Annotated in this window: 13 protein-coding genes and 2 tRNA genes; 4 read left to right on the top strand and 11 right to left on the bottom strand. The window is 57.3% G+C overall.

Features of this window, described 5'->3' with window-relative positions; all coding sequences use genetic code 11:
- Positions 1-3 precede the first annotated feature (3 nt).
- Positions 4-2400, bottom strand: a complete 2397-nt coding sequence (gene treY / locus ACFFFR_RS04175; protein ID WP_377458275.1) for a malto-oligosyltrehalose synthase — start codon at positions 2398-2400, stop codon at positions 4-6.
- Positions 2401-2588: 188 nt separating this feature from the next.
- Here treY and ACFFFR_RS04180 point away from each other — a divergent pair, with 188 nt between their 5' ends.
- Genes ACFFFR_RS04180 through ACFFFR_RS04190 form a run of 3 tightly spaced genes read left to right on the top strand, consistent with a single transcriptional unit; the run spans position 2589 to position 5890 of the window.
- Positions 2589-3851: an MFS transporter gene (locus ACFFFR_RS04180; RefSeq protein WP_377458276.1), complete on the top strand. Its 1263-nt coding sequence runs from the start codon at positions 2589-2591 to the stop codon at positions 3849-3851.
- Between the two features lie 18 nt (positions 3852-3869).
- A complete protein-coding gene (locus ACFFFR_RS04185; RefSeq protein ID WP_377458277.1) occupies positions 3870-5159 on the top strand; it encodes a MurT ligase domain-containing protein in 1290 nt (429 codons plus the stop codon).
- Positions 5156-5890 (top strand): type 1 glutamine amidotransferase, encoded by a 735-nt coding sequence (locus ACFFFR_RS04190; RefSeq protein WP_377458278.1) that lies wholly within the window; start codon positions 5156-5158, stop codon positions 5888-5890. Before ACFFFR_RS04185 ends, ACFFFR_RS04190 begins: the two co-directional genes overlap by 4 nt.
- Positions 5891-5996: 106 nt before the next feature.
- On the opposite strand, the gene ACFFFR_RS04195 is transcribed toward ACFFFR_RS04190, so the two are convergent.
- From ACFFFR_RS04195 to ACFFFR_RS04210, 4 genes are all read right to left on the bottom strand, one after another.
- Entirely contained in the window at positions 5997-6782 is a 786-nt protein-coding gene (locus ACFFFR_RS04195) for a hypothetical protein (protein WP_377458279.1), read from the bottom strand.
- 155 nt (positions 6783-6937) lie between these two features.
- The gene (locus tag ACFFFR_RS04200; protein WP_377458280.1) at positions 6938-7750 is read right to left on the bottom strand and encodes a hypothetical protein; all 813 of its coding nucleotides are present in this window, start codon (positions 7748-7750) and stop codon (positions 6938-6940) included.
- Between the two features lie 483 nt (positions 7751-8233).
- Entirely contained in the window at positions 8234-8833 is a 600-nt protein-coding gene (locus ACFFFR_RS04205; protein ID WP_377458281.1) for a hypothetical protein, read from the bottom strand.
- Between the two features lie 159 nt (positions 8834-8992).
- Positions 8993-9469: a hypothetical protein gene (locus tag ACFFFR_RS04210; RefSeq protein ID WP_377458282.1), complete on the bottom strand. Its 477-nt coding sequence runs from the start codon at positions 9467-9469 to the stop codon at positions 8993-8995.
- Between the two features lie 204 nt (positions 9470-9673).
- Between ACFFFR_RS04210 and ACFFFR_RS04215 the strand changes: the two genes are divergently transcribed.
- The gene (locus ACFFFR_RS04215; RefSeq protein ID WP_377458283.1) at positions 9674-10063 is read left to right on the top strand and encodes a hypothetical protein; all 390 of its coding nucleotides are present in this window, start codon (positions 9674-9676) and stop codon (positions 10061-10063) included.
- A gap of 17 nt (positions 10064-10080) precedes the next feature.
- On the opposite strand, the gene ACFFFR_RS04220 is transcribed toward ACFFFR_RS04215, so the two are convergent.
- The 6 genes from ACFFFR_RS04220 to ACFFFR_RS04245 form a co-directional block, all read right to left on the bottom strand.
- Positions 10081-10154, bottom strand: a tRNA-Pro gene (locus tag ACFFFR_RS04220).
- Positions 10155-10198: 44 nt separating this feature from the next.
- Positions 10199-10272: transfer RNA gene (locus ACFFFR_RS04225), tRNA-Pro, on the bottom strand.
- 115 nt (positions 10273-10387) lie between these two features.
- Positions 10388-11809 carry an FAD-binding oxidoreductase gene (locus ACFFFR_RS04230; RefSeq protein ID WP_377458284.1) on the bottom strand — a complete coding sequence of 474 codons (1422 nt, stop codon included), beginning with the start codon at positions 11807-11809 and terminating at the stop codon, positions 10388-10390.
- 5 nt (positions 11810-11814) lie between these two features.
- Positions 11815-12459, bottom strand: a complete 645-nt coding sequence (locus tag ACFFFR_RS04235; RefSeq protein WP_377458285.1) for a class I SAM-dependent methyltransferase — start codon at positions 12457-12459, stop codon at positions 11815-11817.
- Between the two features lie 10 nt (positions 12460-12469).
- Positions 12470-13072 (bottom strand): class I SAM-dependent methyltransferase, encoded by a 603-nt coding sequence (locus tag ACFFFR_RS04240; RefSeq protein ID WP_377458286.1) that lies wholly within the window; start codon positions 13070-13072, stop codon positions 12470-12472.
- 215 nt (positions 13073-13287) lie between these two features.
- Complete coding sequence (locus ACFFFR_RS04245; protein ID WP_377458287.1) at positions 13288-13902, bottom strand: malonic semialdehyde reductase; 615 nt, start codon at positions 13900-13902, stop codon at positions 13288-13290.
- Positions 13903-14085 lie beyond the last annotated feature (183 nt).

Consider the following 14085-nt stretch of genomic DNA (forward strand, 5'->3'; position numbering starts at 1 on the left):
TCATTAGAGGGAGTATTCGCGGTAGAGCAGTGCCACCGGGTAGCTGGCGAATAGCTCGCGGGCCAGTACTGGTCCGGTCACGTGGAGTCGTTCACCGGTTAGCAACTCGGTGTAATGGCCAGAGTCGATCAGAAGTTTGGTTTCGCCCCAGCCACCGGCGTTGGCCAGTTGCCCGGAGCCGCGGGTGACCGCGGTGATCAGACCGCCACGGTCAAACGCCAGCAGGTTCTCTTTTCGCTCACCGGACACCAGCAGTGGACGGTAGCGCTGGAACCTGTCCCGCTCATCCCGGCGCAGGCGCAGCAGTGTGCTGGTGAGCAACAGCTTCAGCCCGTCAGCGCCGCGGTCAGTTCGGCTGGCCTCATCCCATGTTGGCTGCCAGCCATTGCTGAGCTGGTTGAGTAAATCTTGGCGGTAGCTGTAGTCGACTGGGCGGCGGTTGTCTGGATCCACCAGTGAGTAGTCGAAGATCTCGCAGCCTTGGTAGACATCGGGCACACCCGGAGCTGAGAGTTGCAACGCTTTGGCGGCCAACGAATTGGTCACTGCGTGCTCGGTCAGGTGTGCGTGAATTTCTTCCAGACGTTCTCTGATGGGCCCGTCTTGGTAGCACAGCGCCACAAAGTCCTCGAGGCTCTGCTCATAATCGGCGTTCTGATCAATCCAGCTGGTGTGCCGACCGTTCTCCCGCGCTGCCTTGTGCGCGTAGGCCAAAAGCCGCTCTTGAGTGATTCGTGTTTCCGGCGACCACGCCCCGATGGCCGCCTCGAGCAGGATCAAGGCGAGCTCGTCATCAAGTAGATCGACCCCAGCATCGACGAAGAGTTGCAAGACCTCCATCCGAGGCTTACGCCATCCACCAGAAAGCTGGGTCAATGCGTTAATCCGCGCCCGTACGTCCTCACTGCGTTTGGTGTCATGGGTGGACAAGCAGGTCATGGCAGTTGGCCACGCGGCTTGGCGTTCGGCTTGGGCCTGGTGAAACTCTTCCCGGGTGAGCGAGAGTTTGGCTGGTTCAGCGCCAACTTCATTCAGGGACGACAGCAGACAGAACCGGTAAAAGGCCCGGTCTTCAGCTCCCTTGGCCATGACCATGCCCGTTGTTTGTTGGAATCGAATTGCGACCGGGTTTTGTGGGTCCGTCAGGACCCGGTAGAGCTTGGAATAAACCTTGTTCAGATCCCAGCCTGTGGCTGCGGAGCGTTCCCGCGCCTCTACGAAGGCTTCGTCAAGGTAATCTTCGCCCGCCGGCAAATAGCTGCGGTACACGTCAAGACATGCTGCGATTTGGCGGAGCCCTTCTAAAAGCTCGTCATGATCTGCCTGCAGCCCGGCCTTGCTGACGCATTCCCGTGCCAATCGGTGGAATTCCGCGGCAAGCGGCCCGTCGGTAACTTCACGCTGCGCCGCGTAGAGCAGGCCATTGTAGATGGCGACGGAATGGTCGCGTCCTTCGTGATGCACGGACCCGTTCAGGACACGGTCGAAGTGGGCCAGCGCGTCGTAACCGGTGGTACCGGCCACCGGCCAGTGCATTGGCAGCACTTCACCGTTCTCCAGAATCTTCTCCACGACCACGTAGCCGCGTTGATGCTCAAAAAGCGTTTGGAGTTGGTCGAAGTACGCGGAAGGGTCGGCCAGACCGTCCGGGTGATCAACCCGCAGACCGTCGACCCACCCGTCGCGGATCCACTGACCTACCCGGCGGTGAGTTGCTTCGAAAACAGTCGGATCTTCCACTCGCACCCCGGCCAGCGAGGTGATGGTGAAAAAGCGCCGGTAGTTCAGTTCGGTATCGCCGCGACGCCAGTCGGCCAGAACGTAGTTTTGGCGGGAGAGGACTTCCCTGATCATTTCTGGGCCGATCGGTGCTTGGAAGTCAACGTCGTCGGCGGTGCCTGGGGCTACCGGGTACTTGTTGCCGTAGATTTCGAATCCGCCCGGCCCGAGAGAGAGCTGGTCAAGGTCGTCTTCGGAACCCAAGACGGGCAGGAAGATTTTCCCGTCGTGCGCATCAAAGTCGATATCGAAGAAGCATGCATGTTCAGACTCCTGGCCATGCATCAACACATCCCACCAGAAAGGGTTGTCCTCCGGGGTCGCGACACCGACGTGGTTGGGGACGATATCCACTAAGACGCCGCCGCCGTGCTGGTGCACGTCATCGGCGAGAGCCTCCAGCGCGAATCGCCCACCCCGATCGGTATCGATTCGCTGAGGGTTCACGACGTCATAGCCATGATCGGAGCCCGATTCGGAATCCAAAAGTGGAGAAAGATAGAGCCAGTCGATGCCTAAAGAGCGTAGGTACGGTAGCTGCTCTTTTGCATCCTCAAGGGTAAAGTCGGCGGTAATTTGTAACCGGTAGGTATTTGTCGGGCTCTGGTGCGGCGCGCTCACGCTCACGTCCTTTTCTGCTGTCTCTTCTCTTCTCAGTCTCTCAGATCTGTATGCCATAACTCATATTTGGTTGCGCCCCGGGTAAGAGAGACTCACCAAGCAGCAAGGGGCCGTTGCATCTGTCGGCACGCTGCGCTGCGCTCATCAAGACCCATGGAACACGATGGAAGGTACTTGAGAGAATAGTTTTGGTCCCACCTCAACCCCGAAGAAAAGGAATCGTTCTGCGCACCACCACTGCCCACTGGTTTCCCGTTGCCTCCGCGTTGCTGCTGGTGGGTTGGGGCGCCAACCAGTTCGCCTCATTGCTGGCCTTCTACCAACAGCAACACGGTTTTTCCCAGCTGGCGGTGACCTCCATGCTTGGCATTTATGTTGCCGGGCTCATTCCTGCGCTGTTGTTGGGTGGACGACTTTCCGATGCACTAGGTCGCAAACCGGCGACATTCGCTGCGCTCGCGATGACGGTGGTGGCAAGTGGTGCCATGGTTTTTGGGCCGTGGGCCCCGACCATGCTGTTTGTTGGTAGGTTCTTGGCCGGGATTGCGACCGGTGTTGCTATGGCCGCAGGCAGCAGCTGGGTGAAGGAGCTCTCGCAACCACCGTGGGATGAACGTGCTGGCCACAACTCGGGGGCTCGACGGGCCTCCCTGTTCACGACGGCTGGGTTCTGGTTGGGACCGGTCGTCAGCGGTTTGCTGGCCAACTATGCACCTGCACCGGAGATCCTGCCTTACCTTTTCCATATCGTGCTGTGCCTTCCGCTGATGTTGCTGTTAGCCAAGGTTCCAGATGTAGTCGCGTCCGCCCCTGCTGCTACAACACCCAATATTGCATCGCACTATGCCTATCCGGATGGTGGACGCAGGTTCTGGCGGGTCGTCGCACCCGGTGCCCCTTGGGTTTTCGGTTCCGGCACCCTTGGCTTCGCTGTTGTGCCGGCACTGTTGACAGGACTCGGAGATCACGTGCTGCTGTACTCAACTGCTGCCGTTGCCCTCACGCTGGGTGCCGGGGTGGCAGTCCAAGCATTGGCTCGTCGCGTCGATAGCGAGCGCTCAGCAGCAGCCACCCTGACGGCGATTTCCACCACCGTGGTGGGCCTACTCATCGCCCTCATGACAGCGCTGACCCAATTCGCGTGGCTTGGTCTGCTCGCAAGCACCCTGCTAGGAGCCGGATACGGGCTCATCTTGGTAGCAGGGCTCTCGGAGACCCAACGGCTGAGCTCCTCGCGCGCCTTGGGCCGGAACTCTGGCCAGTTCTATGTTTTGGCCTACGCAGGGTTCCTCGCCCCGACAATCTGGGCTTTCGCCGCCCAATGGTTTGAACCTCTCCAACTCTTGTTAGCCGTCTTGGGACTTGGAGTCGTTTCCCTTCTAACAATCGCGGTCAACTCGCAGAAATTCCTACCAGCACGGGCCCTATCTTCAACGGGAGAATCAGCCTGATCCGCTATAGTACAATTCATGTTTAATGCGTTGACTGTCGCCGCCGGCAAAGCTGTGAAACGGCTGGCCAAACTGCGAGGCGGGGGCTCAGCGCTTCCCGGTCTCGTGGTTGAAAAGCTCGACAAGGGCTTCCTTTCCCGCACCTTGGCTCAGCTCCCGTACGGAGTCGTGGTAGTGTCCGGCACCAACGGCAAAACCACCACCACGAAGATGGTCGTGGAATTACTGAGGGCTCGCGGATTGCGCGTGTTCACCAACGACACTGGTTCGAACTTTGTACGCGGTGTGCTGGCGGCCCTGATGAATGAGGTTGACGCCAAAGGTCGTCTTGACGCTGACATAGCCGTGCTGGAGCTTGATGAGGCTCACGCCGTGCACTTCGTTGCCCAGGTTAAGCCCCGACACGCACTGCTGTTGAACGTCATGCGAGATCAGTTAGATCGGTTCGGGGAAGTTGATTACACAGCCTCACTCCTTGCCAAGATTGCCGCTGCCACCACGGGAACTGTTGTCACGAACCGGCATGATCGGCGTCTTTTGGCCTTAGGCAAGACGATTTCGGATGCCGGCACTGCCAGGGTTGATTACTTCGGGCTCAGCGAAACTACTGCCGCCCAATTCCCTGATGACGCGGGGCTTCCGGACGACCGGCAGGCTGACACTGATGTGCCTACGGCTTCGGTTGTTTTGGAAGAGCTGCAGGGTGGTTCGCGGGCGCGGTTCACGGTGGCTGGCGCGGACTATTCAACACAGTTGAAGCTCACCGGCCTGTACAACATCTATAACGCTGCAGCAGCCCTTGCGTTGGCGCGCGCCGTGCTTCCAGAACACTTACAAGACGACGCTGCTCTCGTGAGGGCCTTGGCCAATGTAGAACCCGCCTTTGGTCGTGGCGAATCCTTGGAGGTAAACGGCCAGCCATTGGAATTGGTTCTGGTCAAGAACCCTGCCGGTTTCCGTCTCGCCTTGGCCTCCTTCTCCCCCACCGGATATGCCACCATGATCGCGGTCAACGACGCTTATGCGGATGGACGTGACCTGTCCTGGTTGTGGGACGTGGACTTCGAGTCGCTCCGGGAAGCAGGCGTGGATATGGTCTGCGGTGTCCGCGCGCATGAAATGGGGCTGCGTCTGTACTATGACCAAGTTCCGGTTGCTGCCCTCAACACGGATGTGCAGGCCGCCATGAACCAGTTCTTAGAGACCCACCCGGATCAGCCCAAACGTATTTTCTGTACCTACACCGCTATGCTCGCGCTACGGAAACAGCTGGGCACCATGACTGATGTGGAGACCGCAATCCAATGAGCACTTCGCTAACTATCTGCCAGCTGTATCCTCAGCACCTGAACATGTACGGCGACTGGGGAAACACCCTAGTGCTGAAACGCCGCGCCGAAGCAATGGGCGTAAATGTGACAATCATCGATCACGACCTAGGCTCACCGGCAGATCTGTCTACTGCCGATCTCATCGTGGGCGGGGGTGGTCAAGACTCTGGCCAGCTTCAAGTCCACGACGATTTGCTGTCTCAGGCCTCAACGCTACGTAACCTCGCCGAAGACGGCGTGCCGATGCTGATGGTCTGTGGGATGTATCAGCTTTTCGGTCAGAGCTTCGAAGCTAGCTCTGGCGAGGTCCTGCCAGGAATCGGTATTTTTGATGCTGTTTCCACCAACGGCAAGGACCGGTTGATCGGAAATATCGCTGTTGAAACCGAAGATTTCGGGACCATCTACGGATACGAAAACCATGTGGGACGGACCACCCTGAGATCCGGCACGGTCCCGCTCGGCAAGACGTCCAAAGGCTGCGGCAACAACGGGGAAGACGGCACTGAGGGTGCGCGCAACCACCACGTTTTTGGCACGTACCTGCACGGCTCGCTGTTGCCCAAGAACCCCAAATTTGCCGACTACCTCATCGACACAGCCCTGACCCGAACCAACAAGGATTGGGAACCGGTCGTGGTTGAGGATGAGGAGTTGATCGAACTGACAGAGAACGCCCGCCGCGTGGCAGCCGGTCGTCCACGCTAACTCCGTAGCGGTTTAACGGCAATCAAAAGCCTGACATTAGAAAGAAGGGCTGGCTCTACACATCTTGTGCTGAGCCAGCCCTTCTTGAGCTCTCGCCGAATACTTTCTACTGTGACGGTGCTTCGATCTCGAATGTCTTCAGCATCTCGATGACCTCATCACGGGACTTCGATGTTTGGAAGCCGCGAGCATCTTCGAGACCTTGTTCACCGGATGCACCATCCGTGTTCTGTACCGAGATGAAGGCGCCGCTAGGTTGACGGTTATTCAAGTAACCTTTGGCTTCGTACTCGCTCTCATCTTGGTCGGTCTTCGTCACGATCCGGGCCATCCAGACAAAGTCACCGGTCTCTGGGTCCTTGACCGTGTGCTCAACCAGGTAGGTATCACCGTCCACCTCATCCGTGTCCAGATGTTCTAAACGCCACGAATTGAATTTCTCCGCTGACTCCGGCGGAGGCCCGTCCAAGTCAGTGATGACACCGGTGGTAATGACGCCTTCAGCCGAAGGACCCTTCAGCACAATGTCTTCTTCCGGGTCATATCCGTCAGCTTGTGGCTCACCTTTCTTGTTCAAGGTTGCCGTCCAGTCGCCAACGGGTGTGATGGTGTATCCTCCGTTGCTCGTGCTGACCGGATCTCCCTTTGTGAATTCGGAGGAATTTTCGGGGCTCTCAGTGCTTTCCTCAGGCGCGTCAGTTTCGGTGTCAGCGGTTTCCGTTTCAGTCACCGTTGGCGTTGCCTGCTCCGTCACCGTTTGTTGCTCAGTCGCTTCAGGGCTGGCGTTATCGTTTCCACCGCCATCTGCTTGACACGCTGTCGCAAACAGCAATGCTGCAGCGAATGAGGTTGCTAAGACCTTCTTGCCATGCTTGGGAGTAGTTTTCTTCATGATGATCGCCTCCTAAAGCGTTAGTTAAGAGCCTAAGGAATTCGAATTGCCATTTCTAGCCTTAAACTTGTGGGCCCCGTCGTTGAGCTCAGCTCAGAACGACGGGGCCCACAAGGCAAATCGGTATTCAGTTTCCTTACCTCTCGGCAGCAGGATTACTGGTTAGAGTTCTCCCCCTGCTGTTCAACCTTCAACGTTTTCAACATCTCGATGGCATCATCTCGTGCCCCACTCTTGGCGAAGTTTTCAGCTTCTTCCTTGCTTGCGTCACCAGTGGTGTCCGGCTTGCTGGAAACAGAAATGAAAGCACCGCTTGGGAGTCGTGAGTTCGAGTACATGGTGGCATCGAACTCTGATTCTTGGCCTTCGCCCTTAGTCACGATGGCTGCATGCCAGCGGTACGGTTCTTCCTGGCCATCCTCAGCTGGTTGGGGCTTAATGATCTGTTCGATCAAGTAAGTCTCGCCGGCATCCTCGTTATTCGGATCGTCCAGCTCTTCCAGCCGGGTGGAGTTGAGATTTTCCACGTCTTCAGGAGGTGCGACGTCACCGGAGGTGATCACCCCTGTCGACACAGCGCCGCTACCGGCGGGATGTGCAAGTTCAATGTCTTCGACAGGGTCGTAACCTTCCTGTTGAGGGTCATCGATCTGTTTCAGGTTAGCTTCCCACTCACCTACCGGGGTGATGGTGTAGCCGCCGTTACTCGTGCTGACAGGTTCGCCCTGCTCAGAGCCAGCATCGCCAGACTGGTCGGTTCCGTCCTGATCGTTAGCTGCAGTTTCTGCGTTCTCCGTGGCAGTTTCAGTTACGACCGGGGCAGATTCAGTCACCGTCTGCTGCTCGGTGGTCTGCGGGCTCGCATCCCCGTTCGTGCCGTTGGCTTGGCAGCCGGTGGCAAACAGCAGTGCTGCGGCAAACGATGTGGCGAGAATTTTCTTTCCATTGGCAGTTTTCAGGTTCTTCATATCAAGCGCCTCCTAAGAGCGTTGGTGAAGATTTATTAGCCGGAAATTTTCCCTCGTGTCCGTAGACACCTGCATTCCTGCTTTTGGCTTTTTGTGTGAACCGTTAGCTTTGCTGTTCAACCTCGAGGGTCTTCAGCGCGTTGCTGTCGGTCCCCATTTATTTGGCAACCGGTGGTAAACAGGGCTGCCGCGAACGATGTCGCCGGTATTTTCTTCCCATTGGTGGTCGCAAGTTTGTGCAATTCACTCGCCTCCTTTGGATGTAATTCCACCTTAGGAAAACGAGTCTGGATTTACTACCCGCCAGGAAGAAATATGTGTCAACCAGTCGCAGATTCCTCAAAGCTATTGAAAATAGGAGTCTTCTGTGTCCGCCTACGCAGCCCCACGAGAACAGTTCAGCAGCGAGGGTCTCAGTAGGCTATGAGCCTCTCAAAACCATCGAAGCGGGTCATTTCGCAGTAAGCGATCAACCTGTTGAGGCTATTGGTCGACGTACAGCGAGCGCAGCAACTTGTACGCATCGTCACGCACATCTGAGGCAATGAACTCTTCAACCTCAGTTCGCCCCTGCGCACCTTCTTCTTCGGCCAAGAAGCTGATCGAAATATCGACGCTCGGGGACCGCGCACTCCGATACCCGTTGGCGCCTACTTCATCCCCTTCTTCCATGACGCTGACTAGGTCTAACTGCCACCAGTGTCGCCCATCGATTTCCGACTCATGACGCGTTTCCACAAGGTAAGTAAGACTCTCTTTTCCTGAAAAGTCCTTGCCCGAGGGGGGATCGAGATGCTCAAGCCGTTCAGAATTCACATGGACGACCTTGGACGGAATCAACTCACGAACGATGAGCCCCACATACAATTTGCCAGCAGCACTGCTGTCGCGATGCGTGAAGACTAACGTGTCAGACGGATCATCGCCTTCACGCGGCTCTGCGATGCTGGGCTCAAACTCGACTTCCCAGCCACCAACCGGCGTGACAGCATAGGCTCCGTTGGATGTGGCAACTGAGCCTTCTGGCGGCCCGCTCTGCGATGGCCCAGCAAAACAACCGACGACCAAGAAGAGTACGGCCACTACAGCCGTCACTACCCTGCCTACGCGGATCCCTCTGGTTCGCTGCAATTGAGATCCGTACATTAGTTCCTCCGCGGGTAGCCGGTGAGACAGAGTCAATATAACTGAGGTTGCGTCAGCCTCTTGGCCCTGATTCTAGTGAGAGCTCCCGTGAGGTGACTAGTTATTAACTGCGTGACCTTTGGCTAGCCACAATCGCGCGGTGTAAACCATGACCACCACAAGCCCAATGAGCAGAAGCCCGTCCGCTGCTATATAGAGGTAGTGCCAGCTGGAACCCCCATCATCAACGCCAGCCAAGACAGCGTCTGTTCGCTGGTTCAAGAACGGACGGATGAGAGCAACTTTGATTAAGAGAACTCCGGCCAAGGCCGTCACCAAGCCTCGCAACCGACCCGGCACGCCTGACCTAAAGGTAGCGACAAGCAGAATAATCGCGATGATCACCTCAACGATGTTGAGAGCACCAAATACCAGCCGGCCGATCCCCAGCCCGAGCGGGATGGTGATGCCCGGGGCCTGGAACTTCAGTGGTGCTTCGATCAAGGAAATCGCGACCAACAGGCCAAACCAAAACGTGGGCAGGTAAGTGAGCGTTACGCGAGAAAAAGTTGAAACCGGCTGGATCTGCTGCATGAAAATATAATACGCCTACTCAAGGCAAGTTTTAGGGCGAGCCCGGAGTCAGCTTGCTCACCCTCGCGTGATGGTGGTGTTCGGATAAGTAACATCCATGTAGCGATTAGCCAGAACCCTAGAATTGAGCTGCTGCAGTGTACTAGCTTGTAGTGAAAGCCCCACCTCGCACGGCGGGGCCCACTGAGTTGAGGGACGTGCATCATGGAGAGCACCAGCAAACGAGACGAACTCATCGGCGTACCGGGCGGCCTATCAGACCTTGTGAGACAGGTTTTGGACCATGCTATCCAAGGCTTGCGTTATTCACGGCGCACCGGAGAACTAAGCAAAGTACAGGCAGACGAGCAGCTCGTGAGCGCCCAAACGATGGTCGCCAAGTTGGACTGCAATCTACTGTCGATCGGAGATGCGCCGACACTGTACAACTACATGTTGACGCATGTGGAATGTATCGGTACTGAGCCGGATTGCGAGTGGACGGTTGAGAACCGCAGCGAATTAATGTCTCGGGCCCAGGTTGAAGAACTCGAAGAATGGCTCGGTTCTTTGTGGGAAGAGCTTGATCAAGAATCAGTGACCGACGAGTCGTAGCTCTGCTGAGCGTAGAGTCGGGGTAACAGGATTTGAACCTGCGACCTCGTCGTCCCGAACGACGCGCGCTACCAAACTGCGCCATACCCCGTGGCGGTGCGGTGGCTCAGACCGCCGAAAACGCGAACAAAAAAGTCGGGATGACAGGAGTTGAACCTGCGACCTCACGCTCCCAAAGCGCGCGCTCTACCAAACTGAGCTACATCCCGGACTCGGTGCGGCGGCGAACCGCACAAGTCAATATCTTACCCCCTACTAACCCAGATAAGCGAATCGTTGCGCCCGAACGATACCCACTCATGGGCGAGGTCACACAACCAGCCCCTAGAGGATCGCCCGCCCAGGGTTCAAGATGTTCTTCGGGTCAAAGACTTCCTTGATCTGGCGCTGCAGTTTCTGGACTTCTGGACTCTGTTCCCATCCAAGCCACCGCAACTTGTAGCTTCCAATCCCATGTTCAGCAGTGATCGTTCCGTTGAAATCAAGTGCCGCGCGAATCGATTCATCCAGTGCTTGGTCCAATCGGGACATGCCACCGGTGGCGTAATCGTCTGCATCAATCCAGAACGTGGGGTGCAGGTTACCGTCACCGGCGTGGGCGACCACTTTTGTGAGCACGTTGTATTTGTCGGCAATTTCGTAGATGCGATGCACGTAGTTCACGAGTTGAGATTTGGGTACCGCGACATCCTCGCCAACCCGGACCACGGTTTCGGTGTTGTCACCGCGGGAGTGGCGGCGCAGATCGACCAGGGCTAGCGCCTCAGACGGGTCACTCGCCGTGAGCGTGCTGATGATCTCGGTCGCTGATTCTTGAAGGATGGCCGTGATAGCTTCCGCTTCACGGTCGGCACCAAAACCATCGGTTTGGATCAACAGTAGTGCTTTGCCGCGGGCGGACAAGTCTGAGCCGTGTGCTTCATCAAGAGCGGCCATGGTCCCCAGATCCATGATCTCTAGGATCGAAGGTTGGACTCGCCCGCGACCGATCGCCAAGACCGCCTCTGATGCGGTGACAAAGTCTTCGAAGAACGCCGCCACCGTGTGGATCGTTTCGCTCAAATAGCGCAAACGAACGGTAGCGGAGACCACCACGCCAAGCGTGCCTTCAGAACCCACGAAGAGGCTGGTCAGATCGTATCCGGCCACGCCCTTGAAGGTCGGCGAACCGGTAGAAATCAAGGTGCCATCGGCTAGGACCACGTCGAGGGCACGCACGGAGTCACGGGTCACGCCGTACTTTGCGCAGCGCAGCCCGCCCGCGTTGGTGGCGATGTTGCCGCCGATCGTAGAGCGCTGGTAGCTTGCCGGGTCCGGCGCGTACATGAAGCCGTGTTCCGCTGCCGCGTCGTTGAGCTGGGCGTTGATGACTCCCGGTTCAACCACAGCCATTTCGTCATCCGGGTTGATCGAGATGATACGGTTCATTCGTTCCAACGACAACGCGATGGCACCGGTGATCCCATGCGCCCCACCGGATACACCGGTCCCCGCGCCGCGCGTGATGACGGGGATGTCGTGTTCATAGGCGAATCGCATGACCTGCTGCACGTCGTCTACCGTTTCGGCATACACGACCGCTGCAACCGTTTCCGAATCCTCCGTGGTGACCAGTTCGTCGCAGGAGTGTTGACGCAGAATCTCGGCCTCTCCGCTGAAGCGCTCTCCGGTCAGTTCGGCGAGCTGCGCCAGAGTCTCTTCGTTGAGCCCTCGTGGTTGGGTGTCAGTCTGCTGGTCGGTTGTCATGTTGTTTATGCTTTCTGAATCAAAGCGACCACAAAGTCGCTGTCCTCGGTAAAGGGACGCATGTCCCACGTACTGAAGGTTGCCGTCCGCTCCAGCCCGGCTGCACCCAAGTCCGCGAAGAAGTCTGCGAATTCGTAACCTCGTCCGGCTGCGAAACCCAGAATCATCCGGCCCTCCGGAGCCAGGTAGTCGGCAAAACGTTTGAAGGCGTGGACGCGGTCCTGTTCACGCAACAGCGAGATGACGTTTCCGGTGGAGACGATCACATCAAAGTTCGTGCTTGTGTGGGCTGCTAGGTCGAAGCTGGCCAGCTCACCAACAAACCATTCACCGTCGGGATGGTCTTTCTTCGCTACGGAAACTAGGTACGGGTCAATATCGACGCCGACGACGCTGTGCCCGCGTGAGAGCAGGTATCCCCCCACTCGTCCGGTGCCAGAGCCCGCGTCGAAGACTCGGGCCTTTCGTGGAGCGAGTGTGTCTACGAAGCGCGCTTCCCCATCGATGTCCTTGCCTTCAGCGACGAAGTCTTTCCAGCGTTGGGCGTACCAGTGTGAGTGCTCGGGCTCGCGCGTAATTCTGTCCAGCCACTTGTGCCCGGTGAGTTCAGTTTCGGTCGCAGGTGGGTCTTGGGTGCAATGGTCGGTCATAGTTTCAATGTCAGTTGCGCACCAGAACCGCGACGAGAAAGTCACTGTTTTCGTCGAAGGGCTGAAGTTCCCAGCTGGAATACGCCTGTTGAACCTTCAGCCCGGCCGCAGCCGCATCGGAGAGGAAGTCGCCGAACTCGTAGCCTCGTCCCGCACCGTAACCGATGACGAGGCGCCCGGCTGGGTTGAGGAAGCGCGCAAGATTTTTCAGGGTTTGGCCACGATTGTCTTGGGCCAAAAACCCCATCACGTTTCCGGCGGAAACAATGACATCAAAGCTATCGCGCTCCCCTTCCGGGAATTCGAAGGTCGCTAGGTCCCCTTGGTACCAGCGTCCGTTCGGGTGGTCCTGTTGCGCTACTTCGATAAGGAAGGGATCTAAATCGACGCCGGTGACGTCATGACCGGCGTCCAGTAAGTATCCGCCTACGCGTCCGGTTCCGCATCCCGCATCGAGCACCGAGGAGCGTCTGGGCAGCATGGCGTCGATTAGCCTCGCTTCACCGTTGATGTCCTCGCCGGCGGCGGCCAGATCCCTCCAACGTTGGGCATAGCGTCGTGAATGGTCGGGGTCATTCTCGATCATCCGTTGCCACACGTTTGTTCCGCCCATGCAGACTCCCTTCTCCACATCACTTCCGTAGCCCAATGGTATGTGCTTTTCGTCCTCTCGGGTGTGATGCGGCAGACACTTTGTCACTACTTTCCGACCATACTGGCGAAAACTGGATCTTCACCGTATGTTTCCCAACAAAAGGAACAGGCGCCGGGCACAAGGATTATCCTGTGACCGACGCCTGCTCGCATCGTGAACTGCCGAGAGATCAGTTAGACGATCTCGTTGGCGGTCTTGAAATCAAAGCGTGGCAACCGGTCAAAGTATGCGTCTTGGCCTGGCTGCCCGATGTTGACCACCATGAATGCACGCTTTGCCGTGCCGCCGTTGAAGAGCTCGTCAACAGCGGCAAAATCGACACCCGTGATCGGACCAGCGTGGTGGCCAATCGAGCGCACAGCCAGAATGAAGTACCCTGCCTGCAACCAGCCGTTTTCCCGAGCACGTTCAGCTCGTGGGCCCGCATCTGCGAAGAACTCTTTGCGCTCTGGTGCGTGCGGGAACAGGAACGGAATATGCTCGTGGAAATCCGTGTCAAAGCTCAGGACCGCGCTGGACGGCGCCGCCAGAGTTTTGGCCGCGTTGCCACCCTGCATGGTTCCGGCCAGCTTCTGGCGGGCTTCCTCTGAGACCACCCAAGTCACGCGTAGGGGCTGGGTATTCATCATCGTCGGAGGCATTTTCGTCAGATCGTAGACGTGGCGCATTTCTTCCTCAGTCAGGGCGGGTCCGCTGAAGGAGTTAATGCTCCGCGCCTCGTGGAAGAGACGGTCGAGGGCCTCAGCCGAGAGCAACTCTGGAGAAGTCAACGATTGGTGCTGGGTCATATTCACTTTCTGTTTGAACGATTGGATTCAGTTTCAGAGTAACGAGTCTGGTCTAGGCCGTTGCAATTCACCGTGGCGTTGAAATGGTCCAGGTTTTCTTCCGTTTGAGTAGATGGGAAAATCTGGGTTATGCCGAAGAAATTCGATCAGGAAGCTAAGGACAGGGTTGTCCGTTTGATTGAG

This window comes from Micrococcoides hystricis, assembly GCF_042434215.1.
In the GTDB taxonomy this organism is placed as follows: Bacteria; Actinomycetota; Actinomycetes; order Actinomycetales; family Micrococcaceae; genus Micrococcoides; species Micrococcoides hystricis.